Below are 15,842 nucleotides of genomic sequence, written 5' to 3' on the forward strand. Positions count from 1 at the left end.
ACCGGAGATTCCCAGATGACCGTGGGCCACGACACCAGCCAGCCGCGCTGGTATTACGATTTCCTGTCGCCGTTCACGTACCTGCTGCTCGAGCAGCAAGACAAGTGGCCGAGCATGCCGTTCGAGCCGGTGCCGGTTTCGCTGCCGGTGCTTCAGCATCACTGGGGCCAGCGCCCGATGTACGACGTGCCGGCCAAGCGCGTCTTCACGTACCGCCACGCGCTGTTCCGCGCCGATCAGCTCGGCATCCCGTTCCGCATGCCGCCCGCGCACCCGTTCGATTCGTCGCGGATCATGCGGCTCGCGGTGGCCCTGTCGGCCGATTTCGCGACGGTGCGCGAGATCTTCCGCTTCATCTGGCGCGAAGGGCGTGACCCGACCACCGAGGAAGGCTTCGCGGCGCTGTGCGAGCGCGTCGGCATCGCCGCCGACGATCCGCGCATCGACGCCGACGCCACCCGCGAGCAGTTCGACCGCAACACGCAGGACGCGATCGCGCTCGGCGTGTTCGGCGTGCCGACGTTCTGGATGAACCGTCAGTTGTTCTGGGGCGAGGATGCGCTGTCGATGGTGCTGTATTGCGCACGCACGCCGAACTGGCTCGAATCGAAGGAAGTGAAGCGAATCAGCGCGCTGCCGCCCGGCCGCCGCTGATACCCCGGATAGCGCGCGCCGCGCCGCCTGCGCGACGCGCTCCGGTATCGTAGGCGCGATATGTGCCCGACCGGCTCCCGACCGCCGATGCTCCCCGATCCCACCCACCTCGACGCCACCGACGCCCGCACCGCCTCGCTCGATATCTGGCTGGTGCGGGTGCTGCGCACGCTGCTGCTGGAGCGCAGCGTCACGCAAGCCGCGCTGCGCCTGAACCAGACGCAGCCGGCCATCAGCACCGCGCTGCGGCGGCTGCGCGAAATTCTCAACGATCCGATCCTGGTGCGCGGCAAGTCGGGCATGGTGCCGACCGAATACGGCGCGTCGCTGCTCGATGCCGCACAACGCGCGCTGCGCGACGTCGATTTCATCGCCACGCCGCACGGCGATTTCGATCCGGCCCGCTCGCGCCGCACATTCCGGATCGCCGCGCCCGATTACCTCAACGATTTCTTCATGCCGACGCTGATCGCGCGCTTTCGCGAGGCCGCGCCGCTCGCGCATCTGGAGCTCGATTCGCTGAACCCGGCGCTCGATCACGCCGGCGCGCTCGATTCGGGCCAGCTCGATCTGGTGATCGCGAACTGGCCGAAGCCGGAGCCGCGCTTCACGCGCAGCGAGCTGTTCCGCGATGCGGTGGTGTGCCTGATGCGCGACACGCATCCGCTCGCGCACGCGCCGCTCACGCGCGAAGCCTACGCGGCGGCCGCGCATCTGGCGCCCACGCCGTATACGGGCGCGGCACGCAACGCGATCGAGATCGGCCTGGCGCGCGCCAGACTCGAACGCCGGGTGGTCGCCACGCTGCCGTATTTCGGCGTGGTGCCGCAGGTGCTGCTGCAATCGGACCTGATCTTCACCACCACGCGCCGCTTCGCGACACACTACGCGCAACTGCTGCCGCTCGTGATCGCCGAGCCGCCCGTGCCGTTTCCGCGCATCCTCTGCTACCAGCTTGCCCATCCGCAGCCTGACCGGCCGACCGACATCGCCTGGCTCGGCGCGTTCGTGAAATCGGTGTCCGACGGGCTGACCGGCACGCGAGCACGCAAAAAACGCTAAGGCATCCTGGGCAAGGGCGCGCTTACGCGCCGATCCACGTTTCCTGCAGATGGGTCCAGCGGATCGCGCCGCTCGCCGCCTCGCGTTCGAGCACGGCCGTCGAGCGGCGCGAGCGCAGCGCGCCCGTCGCGTCGTGCTGATGCTCGTCGTAGCCGATCGCCGCCCCGCCCGGGTAGCTCGCGATCGCGCGCATCGCGGAAAACGTGATGCGCAACCCCGGCTTGCCGCCGCCCAGCCGCGCGAACAACGTGCGCAGGCCGGCGTGATCGAACTGCGCGCCGTCGGTGCCGACCATCGTGAAGCACGGCGCGAACTGCGCGAGCAACGCATCGAGCGAGGCTGCATCGGTGGCGGTGCCGGCGAGCCAGGCCTCGATTGCGGCGCAGGTCGAGATGATCGTGTCGAAGTAGGCTTGCACGTCGGCGGTGCCGGTGGTGGTGGAGGTCGAATCGGTCATCGGGAATCCGGAATGAAAACGAACGGCCGCGCGAGGCGGCCGCAATCGTGGGTCAATGAAACGGCGCCAAGCGGCGCCTCGAATCAACGTGGCTGACGTCAGCGCCTCAATGCGCCGCGATCGGGTCGAGCCCGGTCGCTTCCACATCGGCGCGCGCCGCCGGCGAGGCCAGATAGTCGAGCAGCTTGCGCGCCGCTTCGGGATGCGGCGCGTTCACCGGAATGCCGGCCGCATAGCGCGTGATCGATTGCAGCGATTCGGGAATCCGCCCGGCGAACGTGACGCCCTTCACCGGCAGCAGTTCGGCCACCTGCTGGAAGCCGAGCGCATAGCTGCCGTCGGCCACCTTCGACGCCACCGGCACACGCGGCACCTTGGTCGCCTTCGGCTTCAGTTGCGCGCCGATGCCGAGCTTGTCGAACAGCTCGCGCTCGATATACACGCCGCTCGCGCTGTCCGAATAGGCCACCGACGGCGCGGCCAGCAGCGCGGCCTTCAGCGCCTCGGGCGTGCTGACGTCGGGCACCGGCGCGCCGGCCCGCACCACCGCGCCGATCCGCGAATCGGCCAGCTCGACGCGCGAATCGGCGCGCACCTTGCCTTCGGCGATCAGCTTGTCGAGCGCGTAGCCGACCATGATCACGACGTCGGCCGGCTCGCCGCGCGCGAGGCGGTTCGGGATCGCCTGCGGCGTCTCGCCCATCGACGGGCCGTAGATGATGTCGAGCGTGTCGCCCGAGGCGGCGGTGAATTTCGGCGCGAGGCGCTGATAGGCGGCCGTGAAGCCGCCCGAATTCATGACGTGCAGCTCGACGGCGTGGGCGACGGTGGTGAATGCGCCGGCCGCGAGGGCGGCGGCCAGCAGAATGGCGCGAGCGCAGGCGCGGCGCGATGAAGGAAGATGTCTCGGCATTGTTGTCGGTGCCGGCCCGCGAGGGCCGTCTCGTTGGGAAACAGTGCCGGCTATCTTCGCGAAAAGCGCCGCGTTTGAAAAGATCGAATTGCGCGGCGGCGCGCGCCATGTCATTCCACAGGGCCGTTCACGGCGCGAGCGCAGCCTCGGCCGCCGCCTGTTTGCGCCACGCGCACGGCGCGCCGGTGCGGGCCTGCAGCAACTCGGCACACACCGCCACCGCGATCGCGGCCGGCGCCTTGTCGACGATGCCGCCCACGCCGATCGGGCACACCATGTCGGCCAGGTGCGCGGCCGCAACGCCGCGCGCGACGAGCCGCCGCTCGAACCGCACGCGCTTGGTGCGCGAGCCGATCATGCCGAAATACGCGAAATCCTCGCGCCGCAGGATTCGCTCGGCCAGCGCGAAGTCGAGCGCGTGGTTGTGCGTCATGACGAGGAAATACGCACCGGGCGGCGCGGCGTCCACCAGCACGTCGGGCGTGTCGGTCGGCTCGGGCTGCACGTTCGGGGGCACCTCGTCGGGGAAGCATTCGTCGCGCGTATCGACCCACTGCACCACGCAGGGCAGATGCGCGAGCAACGCGACGAGCGCATGGCCGACATGCCCCGCGCCGAACAGCACGACATGCATCGGCGCCGGGCGTGACGCAATGGCCGGCTCGCGCCGGCGCCCGACCTGAATCGACGACGGAATCGGCCGCATCGCGTCATGCCTCCGGAGGTTGAGCCGCTTGCGTGGCTTGCGTGGCTTGCGTGGCTTGCGTGGCTTCAGCGGCTTGCGCCGAAGCGGCCGCCCGCACGGCCTGCACCGCCCGAAGGATCGATTCTCCGGTGGCCGGCGCTTCGAGCGGCGGCTGCACACGGTAGTCGCCCACCGCGGCCACCGCGTCGCGCACCGCGAAGAACACCGAGAACGGCAACAGCAGCGGCGGCTCGCCGACCGCCTTCGAGCGGTGGATGCTGTCTTCCACGTTGCGGTTGCGGAACAGGTTCACGTGGAATTCGGGCGGCGTGTCGTTGACGGTCGGGATCTTGTAGGTGGACGGCGCGTGCGTCATCAGCTTGCCGCCGTCGTTCCACCACAGCTCCTCGGTCGTGAGCCAGCCCATCCCCTGAATGAACGCGCCCTCCACCTGCCCCTTGTCGAGCGCGGGGTTCAGCGACGCACCCACGTCGTGCAGCGCATCGACGCGCAGCACGCGCATCTCGCCCGTCAGCGTATCGATCACCACCTCGCTGACAGCCGCGCCGTACGCGTAGTAGAAAAACGGCCGGCCCTGCAGCTTGGCCTGATCCCAATACAGCTTCGGCGTGGCGTAAAAACCGTCCGACCACAGCTGCACGCGCGCCAGGTATGCCTTCGCGACCACCTCGCCGAACGGCAGCGCCTGAGCGCCGACCCACACGCGATCGTCGGCGAAGCGCACCTCGGCGGCGCTCACGCTGCCCTCGCCGAGCTTCTCGGCCGCGAACGCCGCGAGCCGCTCGCGCAATTGCCGCGCCGCATCCTGCGCGGCCTTGCCGTTCAGGTCGGAGCCGGTGGAGGCCGCGGTGGCCGAGGTATTCGCCACCTTGCTCGTATCGGTGGCCGTCACGCGCACGCGGCCGAACGCGACGCCCAGCTCATGCGCCACCACCTGCGCCACCTTGGTGTTGAGCCCCTGCCCCATCTCGGTTCCGCCGTGGTTCACGAGGATCGAGCCGTCGGTGTAGATGTGCACGAGCGCGCCGGCCTGATTGAAGTGGGCGACGTTGAACGCGATGCCGAACTTGACCGGCGTGATCGCGATGCCCTTCTTCAGCACCGGGTTGGCCGCGTTGAATTCGCGCACGGCGCGGCGGCGCGCGCGGTAGCCGCTGGTCGCCTCCAACTCGCCGAGCAGCGCGTGCAGCACGTTGTCCTCGATGGTCTGGCCGTAGGGCGTGACGTTGTTGTCGTCCTTGCCGTAGAGATTGCGGTAGCGCACGTCGAGCGGGTCGAGCCCGAGCGAGCGCGCCACGTTGTCGACGATGTACTCGATCGCGAACGCGCCCTGCGGCCCGCCAAAGCCGCGAAACGCGGTGTTCGATTGCGTGTGGGTCTTGCCGCAATGGCCCGCGATCGATACGTCGGGCAGCCAGTACGCGTTGTCGAAATGGCAGACGGCACGCGTCATCACCGGGCCGGACAGGTCGGCCGAGAAGCCGCAGCGCGAGGTCATGTCGACCGACACGCCGTCGATCCGGCCGCTCGCGTCGTAGCCGACCTCGTAGCGGTAATGGAAATCGTGGCGCTTGCCGGTGATCATCATGTCGTCGTCGCGATCGGGGCGCAGCTTGACCGGACACAGCAGCTTCCACGCCGCGACAGCCGCGCAGCACGCGAAGATGCCCGACTGCGATTCCTTGCCGCCGAAGCCGCCGCCCATGCGCCGGCACTCGATCAGCACGTTGTGCGAGGCCACGCCGAGCGCGTGCGCCACCAGGTGCTGCATCTCGCTCGGGTGCTGCGTCGAGCAATAGACATGCATGCCGTCGTCGTCCTTCGGCACCGCGTAGGCGATCTGCCCTTCGAGATAGAACTGCTCCTGGCCGCCGAGCGTCATCTCGCCCGCGTCGCGGAACGCGGCGGCGGCGGCCTTGGCCGCCGCATCGCCGCGCGCCAGCCGCATCGGCGGCAGCACGTACGATTCGGCCGCGCGCGCGGCCTGGGCGGTCAGGATCGCGGGCAGCGGCGCGTAGTCGATCTTCGCGAGGCGCGCCGCGCGCCGCGCCGTGTCGTGAGAAGTCGCCACGACGATGAACACCGGCTGGCCGACGAACTGCACGAGGCCGTCGGCCAGGATCGGATCGTCGTGGATGATCGGGCCGCAATCGTTGACGCCGGGAATGTCCTCGGCGGTGAACACCGCGACCACGCCGGGCATGGCGCGCACGGCCTCGAAATCGGTGGCGACGATGCGCGCGTGCGCCTGCGTGCTCAGGCCCAGCGCGGCGTGCAGCGTGCCGGCCATGACCGGGATGTCGTCGGTATAGGTGGCGCGGCCGCTCACATGCAGATGCGCGGATTCGTGCGGCAGCGAGACATGGACCTGACGGAACTCGAGATCCTGGAGGAACGGTTCGGCTTGCTGATTCATGGTGAGGGCTCCGGATTCCAGGGTCAGCGGCCGGCCGATGCCGGCGAAGGTTCGGACGAAGGCGAAGGCGACGCCGCCGCCACGCAGCGCACGTTCAGCGCGGTGCTCGCGAGCGGCGCATCGGTGCGCGTTTCGAGCCAGAACCGGTAGAGCAGGTTGCGCGCGGCATCGAGCCGGTAGGCGCCGGTCGCGCGCATGTCGGACAGCGGCGCGTAATCGCGTTCGAGCGCCTGCATCGCGGCCTGCGCGGTGGCTTCGTGCCAGCGCGCGCCGTCGAGCGCGGCCTCGGTGTGCGCGCCGCGCTTGGGCGTGGCGGCCATGCCGCCGAACGCGATGCGCGGTTCGCGGATCGTGTCGCCGTCGGCGATGAACGAGAACGCCGCGCAAACCGCCGAGATATCCGAATCGAAGCGCTTCGAAAGTTTATAGGTGCGGAATTGCAGGTTCGCGCGCGCGCCGGTGCGCAGCGGCACGCGCAGCGCGGCGACGAATTCGTCGGGCGCCATGTCCTTCTTCTGATAGGCGAGGTAGAGCGCTTCGAGCGGCAGCTCGCGCGTGGCGTCGGGGCCGCGCAGCACCACATGCGCGCCGAGCGCGATCAGCCCCGGCATCGAATCGCCGATCGGCGAACCGTTCGCGACGTTGCCGCCGAGCGTGCCCGCGTTGCGGATCGGCAGCGAGGCGAAGCGCCGCCACATCTCGGTCAGTTCGGGGTAATGCACGGCCAGCGCCGCGTAGGCCCGCTCGACCGTCACGCCCGCGCCGATCTCCAGCCAGCCGTCGGCCTCGGCGATCTCGCGCAGCGCGGCAACCTGGCCCAGATAGATCACGTCGCCGAGGTCGCGCAACTGCTTGGTGACCCACAGGCCGACGTCGGTGCTGCCGGCCAGCAGGCGTGCCTGCGGCTTCGCGGCGCGCAGCGCGGCCAGCGCCTCGATGCTGCGCGGCGCATCGAAGCTGCGGCCGGCGTGTGCGTAGTGGAACGTGTCGTCGCGATGCAGTGCGGCGAGCGTGCGGGCCAGCGCGGCGCGATCGAGCGGCGCGGCCGGCGGCGGCATGCCGAACATCTGCTCGGCCGCATCGACGATCGGCCGGTAGCCGGTGCAGCGACACAGGTTGCCGGTCAGCGCGTCGGCGATCGCCTCGCGCGACGGCGCGGCGGGCGGCGTGCACGGGCCCGACGTACTGCTGTCCGGCACGATCGGAATCATGTTGCGCGCCGCCGTCTCGAAGCCGGCCTTCTCGTACAACGCCCACATCGACATCACGAAACCCGGCGTGCAGAACCCGCACTGCGAGCCGTGGCAATCGACCATCGCCTGCTGCACCGGATGCAGCGCGCCGCCGGGCTGGCGCAGGTCCTCCACGGTGAACAGCGCGCGGCCGTCGAGCGTCGGCAGGAACTGGATGCACGCGTTGACGGCCTTGAACTCGACGCCGCCGGACGGCGTCAGCTCGCCGAGCACCACGGTGCAGGCGCCGCAGTCGCCTTCGGCGCAGCCCTCCTTGGTGCCGGTGCAGTGCGCGTCCTCGCGCAGATACTGAAGAACGGTACGGGTCACGTCGGCGCCGCTGACTTCGCGGATCGCCTGACGGTGATGGAAACGGATCGGCTGGCTCATCGGGTGTCGCTGGTTGAATTCGCGGGGAACCCGGCGGCGCGGGCCTGGCCACAGCATACGGCCGGCCGGCGCTCGGGTCGGGTCGATGATTCGCAAGCTAACACCGCCGAAAATCGCAACCCATAGCCCGAATCGCATGCGGCTCATACTGGCTCGCCCATATCGGGACGCAGCAGACACGCCACAGCATTCGTCGGATGAACTAAACGGTACCTGCACGGAACGGCGTTCCATGCAACAATTCGGGTTTCTACTGACGCGCTGTTCCGTCCCCGCCGATTTCGCCCATGTCCTCCGATTCTGCTTCGACCCCGCGCAGCGGGTTCTCGACGACCCTGCAAATCCTGTCCGTCGTCTCGTTCACCTTTGTCTGTTATCTGACGATTGGCCTGCCGCTCGCGGTATTGCCGGGTTTCGTGCACGAGGAATTGGGGCTGTCGGCCGTGGTGGCCGGCGCGGCGATCAGCGTGCAATACCTGGCGACGCTGGCCTCGCGGCCGCTGGCCGGGCGCTGCGCCGACACGCTCGGCCCGAAGCGCACCGTGCTGCGCGGCTTGCTCGGCTGCGGCGCGAGCGGCGTGCTGCTGCTGGTGGCGCTGCTGTTCGTGCGCTGGCCGGCCGTCAGCCTGGTGCTGCTGCTGGCCAGCCGGCTGGTGCTCGGCGTGGGCGAAAGCCTGTGCGGCACGGGCGCGATCCTCTGGGGGATCGGCCGGGTCGGCGTGACCAACAATGCGCGCGTGATTTCGTGGAACGGCATCGCCACCTACGGCGCGCTGGCGATCGGCGCCCCGCTCGGCGTGGCGATCGCGCACTCGGTCAATGCGGCGCTGCTCGGCGTGCTGATGGTGGCGCTGGCGGCGATCGGCTACTGGTTCGCGCTGCGCCTCGCACCGGTGCCGCTCGTGCACGGTGAACGGATGTCGTACGCCAGCGTGTTCACGCGCGTGCTGCCGCACGGCATCGGCCTCGCGCTCGGCTCGGCCGGGTTCGGCTCGATCTCGACGTTCATCGCGCTCTATTACGCCGCGCGCCACTGGCCGAACGCGGCGCTGTCGCTGACGGTGTTCGGGGTGTTGTTCATCGGCTCGCGCCTGCTGTTCGCGAACACCATCAAGCATTACGGCGGGTTCCGCGTCGCGATCGTCTCGTTCGTGGTGGAGTGCCTGGGCCTGCTGCTGCTGTGGCTCGCGCCGGTACCGCACGTCGCGCTGGCCGGCGCCGCGCTGACCGGCTTCGGCTTCGCGCTGATCTTCCCGGCGCTCGGCGTGGAGGCCGTATCGCTGGTGCCGCCGGCCAGCCGCGGCGCGGCGCTGTCGGCCTATTCGGTGTTCCTGGATCTGTCGCTCGGCATCACCGGCCCGCTGGCCGGCTACGTGGCCGGGGAGTTCGGCTATCCGCAGGTGTTCCTGTTCGCGGCCGTGGCGGCCGCGGCGGGCGTGGTGATCTCGCTGATGCTCTATCAGCGTCAGAACCGCACCGGCGCGCAAACCGGCGCGGCGGCCTGAGGTTCAACTTCGCGCGCGGGCGCCCGCCCGCGCGGCAAGCGGCTGAATGACCTGGGCGGCAGACGCGGCCGCCCCTCCTTCCTACAACCGGTTCGACAGCGCCTGCTCCAGCGCGGCCACCCCGCCCGACAGGTCGACCGGCACCTTCAGATCCACCATCGTGCGGCCGAACGCGTGCAGCGTGCGGAACAAATTGTGTTCCCGGCATTGCTCGCCCATCTGGCCGATCCGCACGATCGGCAGCCCGAACGAACCCGAGATCTCGACCTGGTGATGCTGGGAGATGTGCCCGCAGATGAGGCCGGGCGTCAGCCCTTCCGGCACGCGGATGCCGACCACCGAATTGAGCCGGCATTCTTCCGGCGTATAGAGTTCGAGCCCCATTGCGGCGACGCCGGCCTGCAGCGCCACGGCGCAGCGCTGATGGCGCGCGTAGCGGCTTTCCAGCGTTTCCTGGCACACCAGCCGCAGCGCCTCGTGCAACGCCAGCACGCCCGACACCGGCGCCGTGTAGTGATAACCGGCGTTGTGCCAGAAATTCTCGGCCAGCGACATGTCGAGGCACCAGTGCGCGTTCGGCTCGGGGCGCTGCTTCATGCGCGTCCAGGCGGCGTCCGAGAACGCGATCAGCGACACGCCCGGAATCGACGACAAGCCTTTCTGCCCGCCCGTGATGACCGCATCGATACCCCAGGCATCCATGTCGAGCGGCATGGTGGACAGCGTGCACACGGCATCGACCACCACCAGCGCGCCGGCCGCCTTGGCCAGCGCCGCGATCTCCTTCAGGTGCCGGTTCCAGACCGTGTTCGAGGTTTCGCCGTGCACGATCGTGACGATCTCGGGCTGCTCGCGCGCGATCGCCTCGGCCACGGCTTCCAGGCTGGCGGCCTCGCGATCGGGCACGTCGAGATAACGCACGTCGGCACCGATCCGGATCGCCATCTCGGCCATCCGCGCGCTGAAGAAGCCGTTGCGGATCGACAGCACGCGCGTGCCGCGCCAGGCCAGGTTCGAGATCGCCATTTCCATGGCCGCCGAGCCGGGGCCGGCCACGCCGAGCACCCATTTCGTGCGGGTCTGGAACACATAACGCGCCATCTCCTTCACCTGCTCGATGATCTTCGCCATCGTCGCGCCGAGGTGGTTGATCACGATCGCATTCGCCTTGGCAACCGCGGCCGGGATCGGCACGGGGCCGGCCCCCATCATCAGCAGCGGTTCCTCGGGAAGGATCGCGTCGAGCGGAACCACGACGGGACAGGGGATCGGCGAATAGTCGTTATGGGGCATGGGCGGGCAGGAGCGGGAGCGTTGAGACAGGGTGCGGGCGCACCGGAACCGTCGATCATTCCGCGAACCGGCCCCGCACGCAAGCCCCCTGGCCAATCGGCCATACGGCGCAGCCGGTGCCGCGCGTCGTGCGGGATTAACCGAATGGATCGAAGCCGATTTATTTGCTCACCTGCCGCGCGACCGAGGCGGCAGATGGATCAGGCATTTTTTGTTCCGTGACATTCGGAATTTTCGATTCCGTGAATTCCAAAATACAGACAAAAAAGAAAATTTTTCAGGTCGCCAAAATTGGCCAAATAAAAAATAAAACTCATTGAATTCATCAACTTAACCAATTTATTCGATTGCATAGGTGACGCTTTATCGGCGCCAACCTGTTAAAAATACCGGCAAATTTGTCGAATTAATCGGTTGACTGACTTAACCACTTTATTGAACAATTTACCGAGCCGTGCGTATTAGATAATTCACCCGGGCTGATCCGACAGCGTTTGACGGGCACCACGACACGGCACACACAAGCACAATCATCGAACGGGCCGACAAAGCTATGAACCAGATCCAAACCATGAGGGTGTTCGTCTGCGTCGCCGAGCTACAAAGCTTTCGGCAAGCGGCGCGCAAGCTGGGCGTGTCCAATGCGCTCGTCACGCGTTCGATCGCGATGCTCGAGACGCACCTCGACACTCGGCTGATCCACCGCACCACGCGCAACCTCTCGCTGACCGAGGCCGGCACGCGCTATCTCGACGGCTGCCGCGCGCTGCTCGAGGAATTCGATCATCTCGAGGCATCGGTGGCGCACACCATCCGCGAGCCGGTCGGCACCTTGCGGATCGCCGTGTCCGGTTCGTTGTCGCCGCAACGGCTCACGCCGCTGATCGACGGGTTCCGCCGCCAGTATCCGAAGGTGCGCGTGCAACTGACCATCGCCGAAAGCCCGATCGACGGGCTCGACACGTCGTTCGACGCCGCGATCGTCGCGGGCCGCAAGGTGGACGACGGCGAGGCGCTGATCAGCCACGCCCTGGCGCCCGATCCGTTCATCGCGGTGGCCTCGCCCGGCTACCTCGAACAGCACGGCGAGCCGCACCGCCCCGACGAGCTGGCCCGCCATGCGGCCGTCGCGCTGCCGCTGGCGGCGCACGGCTTCACCTGGCGCTTCCTCGACGCCGGCCGCTTCGCGCACCTGGTCACGCTGCAGCCGGCCTACACGATCAACGACGCCTGGCTGGTGCGCGCCGCCGCGCTGGCCGGCTCGGGCATCGCGATGCTGCCCGAGAGCTTCGTGGCCGACGCGATCTCGCGCGGCGAGCTGGTGCGGCTGCTGGCCGATTACCGGATCGACGACACCGATGCGCAACTGGCCGTGGTCTATCCGAACCGCCAGTTCGTGCCGGCCCGCACGCGCAGCTTCGTCGAGCACGCGCTCTACCACTTCGGCCCGCGCTCGAACGGCCGCTACGGCTACGTCCACGATGCGGTGGATGAACGCGGCGACGTCGTCACCGGCCTGCAGTAAGCCCACGCGCCGCCGCCGGCCCTGCTCGGCCGGCCGGTGGCGCAGCCTTCCGCCCCCTCCCCCGTACGTCGCATTCCCGCCGCGCCCCTTGCGGCGCTGCATTGGCGCGGTATCTGTTATCGTGCCGGCTCCGGCCGCCGCCCCCGGCGGTCCAGCAGCCCCGACAGCCTCCCCATGCGTTTCGACGATTCCTCGATCGCCGCCGTCTACCGCGCGATTTTCGAGCGGCGCGACATGCGCCATTTCACCTCCGAACCCGTCGACCCGGCCGTGCTCGCGCGGCTGATCCGCGCCGCGCATCACGCGCCGAGCGTCGGCTTCATGCAGCCGTGGCGCTTCATCCGCATCACGAGCCGGCCGCTGCGCGAGCGCATCCACGCGCTGGTCGACACCGAACGACGCGCCACCGCCGACGCGCTCGGCGAGCGTCAGGACGAATTCATGCGGCTGAAGGTCGAGGGCATCCGCGAATGCGGCGAGATCCTGGTGGTCGCGCTCGGCGACGACCGCGAGCGCCACGTGTTCGGTCGCCGCACGCTGCCCGAGATGGATCTCGCCTCGGCCGCCTGCGCGATCCAGAACATGTGGCTCGCGGCGCGCGCCGAAGGGCTCGGCATGGGCTGGGTGTCGCTGTTCGACGTCGACGCGCTGCGCGAATTGCTCGGCATGCCCGACGGCGCCAAGCCGATCGCCGTGCTGTGTCTCGGCCATGTCGATGCGTTCTACACGCGGCCGATGCTGGAGGAAGCGCAATGGGCCGAGCGCGTGCCCGTGGAGGATTGCGTGTTCGAAAACGGCTGGGGCAGCGCGCCGGCCGCCTGACAGGCCGAACAGGGGCAGGATCGGCCGGCTCACGCAGCCTCGGCCGCCTTTGCGTCGCGCAGACGCCACAGCATTTCCAGCCCCATTTATCAGGGTTTTTACCAAGCTAGAATCGCGGCTATCCCTGCCCGATCGCCCGCGCGCCGCATCCCGCGACGCCAGAATCCGGCCCGTTAGCCCCGGACCTCTCCATGCCGTTGCCGCTCCTCGCCCTCGCCATCGCCGCGTTTGGAATCGGTACCACCGAATTCGTCATCATGGGCTTGCTGCCCAACGTCGCGCTCGATCTCGGCGTGTCGATCCCGGCCGCCGGCATGCTGGTGTCGGGTTATGCGCTCGGCGTCACGATCGGCGCGCCGATCCTCGCCGTCGTCACCGCGAAAATGCCGCGCCGCCAGGCGCTGCTCGGCCTGATCGGCGTGTTCATCGCCGGCAACCTGCTGTGCGCGATCGCCCCCAACTACGGCCTGCTGATGGCGGCGCGCGTGGTGACGGCGTTCTGCCATGGCGCGTTCTTCGGGATCGGCTCGGTGGTGGCCAGCAGCCTGGTCGCACCGAACCGCCGCGCGCAGGCGATCGCGCTGATGTTCACCGGCCTCACGCTGGCCAACGTGCTCGGCGTGCCGCTCGGCACCGCGCTGGGCCAGGCGTTCGGCTGGCGCTCGACGTTCTGGGCCGTGACGGCGATCGGCGTGGCCGCAGCCGGCGCGCTCGCGCTGTGCCTGCCGCGCCGGCTCGAGATGCCCTCCACCAGCATCGCGCGCGAATTCCGCGTGATGCGCAATCCGCAGGTGCTGATGGTGCTCGGCATCAGCGTGCTCGCCTCGGCCAGCCTGTTCTCGGTGTTCACCTACATCACGCCGATCCTCGAAGACGTCACGCACTTCTCGCCGCACGAAGTCACACTGGTGCTGCTGCTGTTCGGCCTCGGCCTGACGGTGGGCGGCACGATCGGCGGCAAGCTGGCCGACTGGCGCCGGATGCCGTCGCTGATCGTCACGCTCGCGCTGATCGGGCTCGTGCAGGTGGTGTTCGGCAGCACCATGCACCTGCCGATCCCCGCGCTCGTGACGATTTTCCTGTGGGGCGTGCTCGCATTCGCCATCGTGCCGATCGCGCAGATCCTGATCGTCGATCGCGCCAGCGAGGCGCCGAACCTCGCCTCGACGCTGAACCAGGGCGCCTTCAACCTCGGCAACGCCACCGGCGCCTGGCTCGGCGGCATGGCGATCGGCGCGGGCATGCCGCTCACGCAACTGCCCTGGGTGGGCGTAATGATGGCGCTCGGCGCGCTGGCGCTGACGCTTTGGTCGGCCTCGCTCGAACGCCGGCCGTTCGCGGGACCGTCGACGCTGGCCTGAGCAGCGCACCGGCGGCGGCATCCGCCGCACCTCCCCAACCTGCCTCACCTGCCGCTCCGGCCACACAGGCTTCACCGGCCTCACGCTCGCAACGCACCGGCCGACGGTAAGGATGGCGCCGACATCCCGCCCGGCAACGCCGCCGGCACGACCCGCATCATGGCCGTAAAGCCGCGCCCGGTGTAGCATCTCGGCCAATGAAAACCATCCTTACCCGCGATTTCCTGGCACTGATCCTCAGCGTCGCGGTGGTCGGCCTCGGCACCGGCGCGACCTTGCCGCTGACCGCGCTCGCGCTGACCGAATCGGGCCACGGCACCGGCGTGGTCGGCATGCTGACCGCCGCGCAAGCGGGGGGCGGCCTGGCGATCGTGCCGTTCGTCACCTGGCTCACGCGCCGCTTCGGCGCGCGCGAATCGATCGTCGTGTCGGTGCTGACAGTCGCCGCGGCCACCGCCGCGATGCAGGCCACCGCCGATCTCGTCATCTGGGCCGTGCTGCGCGCACTGTGCGGCGCGGCCTTGATGCTGTTGTTCACGATCGGCGAGGCCTGGGTCAACGAACTGGCCAACGACGCCACGCGCGGCCGCGTAGTCGCCATCTACGCCACCAACTTCACGCTGTTCCAGATGGCCGGCCCGGTGCTGGTCAGCCGGATCGCCGATCTCGACAGCACGCGCTTCGCGCTGTGCGGTGCGCTGTTCCTGCTGGCGCTGCCGGCCCTGGCCGCGATCCGCCGCCCGCCCGGCGCGAGCGAGCCGCATCACGGCGAGGCCGAGCACGATCATTGGCGGCGCGTGCTGCCGCTGATGCCGGCGCTGATCGTCGGCACCGCGTTCTTCGCGCTGTTCGACACGCTGGCGCTGTCGCTGCTGCCGATCTACGGGATCGAGCGCGGCGTGGCGAGCGGCGTGGCCGTGCTGCTGGCGTCCATCACACTGCTCGGCGATACCACCATGCAGTTCCCGATCGGCTGGCTGGCCGACAAGCTCGGACGCGCGCGCGTGCATCTCGGCGCGGGCATCGTCGTGACGCTGTTGTTGCCGCTGTTGCCGCTGGTCATCACGAACCCGTGGCTGTGCTGGCCGCTGCTGTTCGTGATCGGCGCGGCGGCGGGCAGCACCTATACGCTGTCGATCGTCGCGTGCGGCGAGCGCTTCCGCGGCGCGGCGCTCGTCACGGCCAGTTCGCTGGTGTCGGCGTCGTGGAGCGCGGCGAGCTTCGGCGGCCCGATCGTGGCCGGCTCGCTGATGAACGCCTGGGGCAGCGATGCACTGGTCGGCGTGATGGTGGCCGCGGCGCTCGCGTTCGTGATGGCCGCGTTGTGGGAGCGGCGGCGCGGCGTCTGAGGACGGCGGCGCTTGAGCCGGACGCCGTTGTCATGCGTCGCGGGCGAGCGCCTCGGCGAAGCTCATCGGCCAGGGCGGCTGGCCGATTGCCCTGCTTCGGGTAAAAGCGAGTGCTTCGCCTTGAACAACGTTCAACGGCGTCAACCCGCACGCCGAA

Annotated in this window: 13 protein-coding genes; 7 read left to right on the forward strand and 6 right to left on the reverse strand. The window is 69.0% G+C overall.

Annotated features, from left to right (window positions below):
* The first annotated feature begins 15 nt into the window (after window positions 1-15).
* Both AB4851_RS31965 and AB4851_RS31970 read left to right on the forward strand, forming a co-directional pair.
* A complete protein-coding gene (locus tag AB4851_RS31965) occupies window positions 16-654 on the forward strand; it encodes a 2-hydroxychromene-2-carboxylate isomerase (protein WP_414450252.1) in 639 nt (212 codons plus the stop codon).
* Between the two features lie 87 nt (window positions 655-741).
* Complete coding sequence (locus tag AB4851_RS31970; protein WP_414450253.1) at window positions 742-1,716, forward strand: LysR family transcriptional regulator; 975 nt, start codon at window positions 742-744, stop codon at window positions 1,714-1,716.
* 22 nt (window positions 1,717-1,738) lie between these two features.
* Here the strand turns inward: AB4851_RS31970 and AB4851_RS31975 are convergent, their stop codons facing one another.
* The 5 genes from AB4851_RS31975 to xdhA form a co-directional block, all read right to left on the reverse strand.
* A complete protein-coding gene (locus tag AB4851_RS31975; protein WP_414450254.1) occupies window positions 1,739-2,173 on the reverse strand; it encodes a polyketide cyclase in 435 nt (144 codons plus the stop codon).
* Between the two features lie 106 nt (window positions 2,174-2,279).
* A complete protein-coding gene (locus AB4851_RS31980; RefSeq protein WP_414450255.1) occupies window positions 2,280-3,086 on the reverse strand; it encodes a substrate-binding domain-containing protein in 807 nt (268 codons plus the stop codon).
* Between the two features lie 127 nt (window positions 3,087-3,213).
* Window positions 3,214-3,792: a xanthine dehydrogenase accessory protein XdhC gene (xdhC, locus tag AB4851_RS31985; RefSeq protein ID WP_414444062.1), complete on the reverse strand. Its 579-nt coding sequence runs from the start codon at window positions 3,790-3,792 to the stop codon at window positions 3,214-3,216.
* Between the two features lie 4 nt (window positions 3,793-3,796).
* On the reverse strand, window positions 3,797-6,208 hold the full coding sequence (gene xdhB / locus AB4851_RS31990) for a xanthine dehydrogenase molybdopterin binding subunit (RefSeq protein WP_414450256.1): 2,412 nt from the start codon (window positions 6,206-6,208) through the stop codon (window positions 3,797-3,799).
* A gap of 23 nt (window positions 6,209-6,231) precedes the next feature.
* The gene (gene xdhA, locus AB4851_RS31995; RefSeq protein WP_414450257.1) at window positions 6,232-8,064 is read right to left on the reverse strand and encodes a xanthine dehydrogenase small subunit; all 1,833 of its coding nucleotides are present in this window, start codon (window positions 8,062-8,064) and stop codon (window positions 6,232-6,234) included.
* A 53-nt stretch (window positions 8,065-8,117) separates the two neighbouring features.
* On the opposite strand from xdhA, the gene AB4851_RS32000 reads away from it, so the two are divergent.
* Window positions 8,118-9,335: an MFS transporter gene (locus AB4851_RS32000; RefSeq protein WP_414450258.1), complete on the forward strand. Its 1,218-nt coding sequence runs from the start codon at window positions 8,118-8,120 to the stop codon at window positions 9,333-9,335.
* Between the two features lie 81 nt (window positions 9,336-9,416).
* On the opposite strand, the gene AB4851_RS32005 is transcribed toward AB4851_RS32000, so the two are convergent.
* Window positions 9,417-10,628, reverse strand: a complete 1,212-nt coding sequence (locus tag AB4851_RS32005; protein WP_414450259.1) for a pyridoxal-phosphate-dependent aminotransferase family protein — start codon at window positions 10,626-10,628, stop codon at window positions 9,417-9,419.
* 553 nt (window positions 10,629-11,181) lie between these two features.
* On the opposite strand from AB4851_RS32005, the gene AB4851_RS32010 reads away from it, so the two are divergent.
* The 4 genes from AB4851_RS32010 to AB4851_RS32025 all read left to right on the forward strand — a co-directional run bounded on the left by AB4851_RS32010 (window position 11,182) and on the right by AB4851_RS32025 (window position 15,685).
* The gene (locus AB4851_RS32010) at window positions 11,182-12,153 is read left to right on the forward strand and encodes a LysR family transcriptional regulator (protein ID WP_414450260.1); all 972 of its coding nucleotides are present in this window, start codon (window positions 11,182-11,184) and stop codon (window positions 12,151-12,153) included.
* 174 nt (window positions 12,154-12,327) lie between these two features.
* Window positions 12,328-12,975, forward strand: coding sequence for a 5,6-dimethylbenzimidazole synthase (bluB, locus tag AB4851_RS32015; RefSeq protein WP_414450261.1), 648 nt, complete (start codon window positions 12,328-12,330; stop codon window positions 12,973-12,975).
* Between the two features lie 191 nt (window positions 12,976-13,166).
* The gene (locus AB4851_RS32020) at window positions 13,167-14,336 is read left to right on the forward strand and encodes an MFS transporter (RefSeq protein WP_414450262.1); all 1,170 of its coding nucleotides are present in this window, start codon (window positions 13,167-13,169) and stop codon (window positions 14,334-14,336) included.
* A gap of 197 nt (window positions 14,337-14,533) precedes the next feature.
* Window positions 14,534-15,685, forward strand: a complete 1,152-nt coding sequence (locus tag AB4851_RS32025; protein ID WP_414450263.1) for an MFS transporter — start codon at window positions 14,534-14,536, stop codon at window positions 15,683-15,685.
* Window positions 15,686-15,842 lie beyond the last annotated feature (157 nt).

Origin of the sequence: Burkholderia sp. 22PA0099, from assembly GCF_047497165.1 — a bacterium.
Lineage (GTDB): Bacteria > Pseudomonadota > Gammaproteobacteria > Burkholderiales > Burkholderiaceae > Burkholderia.

Coding starts and splice junctions, on each gene's coding strand:
- AB4851_RS31970 (WP_414450253.1), top strand. CDS start 742: ATGCTCCCCGATCCCACCCACCTCGACGCCACCGACGCCCGCACCGCC.
- AB4851_RS32000 (WP_414450258.1), top strand. CDS start 8,118: ATGTCCTCCGATTCTGCTTCGACCCCGCGCAGCGGGTTCTCGACGACC.
- AB4851_RS31980 (WP_414450255.1), bottom strand. CDS start 3,086: ATGCCGAGACATCTTCCTTCATCGCGCCGCGCCTGCGCTCGCGCCATT.
- AB4851_RS32025 (WP_414450263.1), top strand. CDS start 14,534: ATGAAAACCATCCTTACCCGCGATTTCCTGGCACTGATCCTCAGCGTC.
- AB4851_RS31975 (WP_414450254.1), bottom strand. CDS start 2,173: ATGACCGATTCGACCTCCACCACCACCGGCACCGCCGACGTGCAAGCC.
- xdhA (WP_414450257.1), bottom strand. CDS start 8,064: ATGGAACGCCGTTCCGTGCAGGTACCGTTTAGTTCATCCGACGAATGC.
- AB4851_RS32010 (WP_414450260.1), top strand. CDS start 11,182: ATGAACCAGATCCAAACCATGAGGGTGTTCGTCTGCGTCGCCGAGCTA.
- AB4851_RS32005 (WP_414450259.1), bottom strand. CDS start 10,628: ATGCCCCATAACGACTATTCGCCGATCCCCTGTCCCGTCGTGGTTCCG.
- xdhB (WP_414450256.1), bottom strand. CDS start 6,208: ATGAATCAGCAAGCCGAACCGTTCCTCCAGGATCTCGAGTTCCGTCAG.
- AB4851_RS31965 (WP_414450252.1), top strand. CDS start 16: ATGACCGTGGGCCACGACACCAGCCAGCCGCGCTGGTATTACGATTTC.
- xdhC (WP_414444062.1), bottom strand. CDS start 3,792: ATGCGGCCGATTCCGTCGTCGATTCAGGTCGGGCGCCGGCGCGAGCCG.
- AB4851_RS32020 (WP_414450262.1), top strand. CDS start 13,167: ATGCCGTTGCCGCTCCTCGCCCTCGCCATCGCCGCGTTTGGAATCGGT.
- bluB (WP_414450261.1), top strand. CDS start 12,328: ATGCGTTTCGACGATTCCTCGATCGCCGCCGTCTACCGCGCGATTTTC.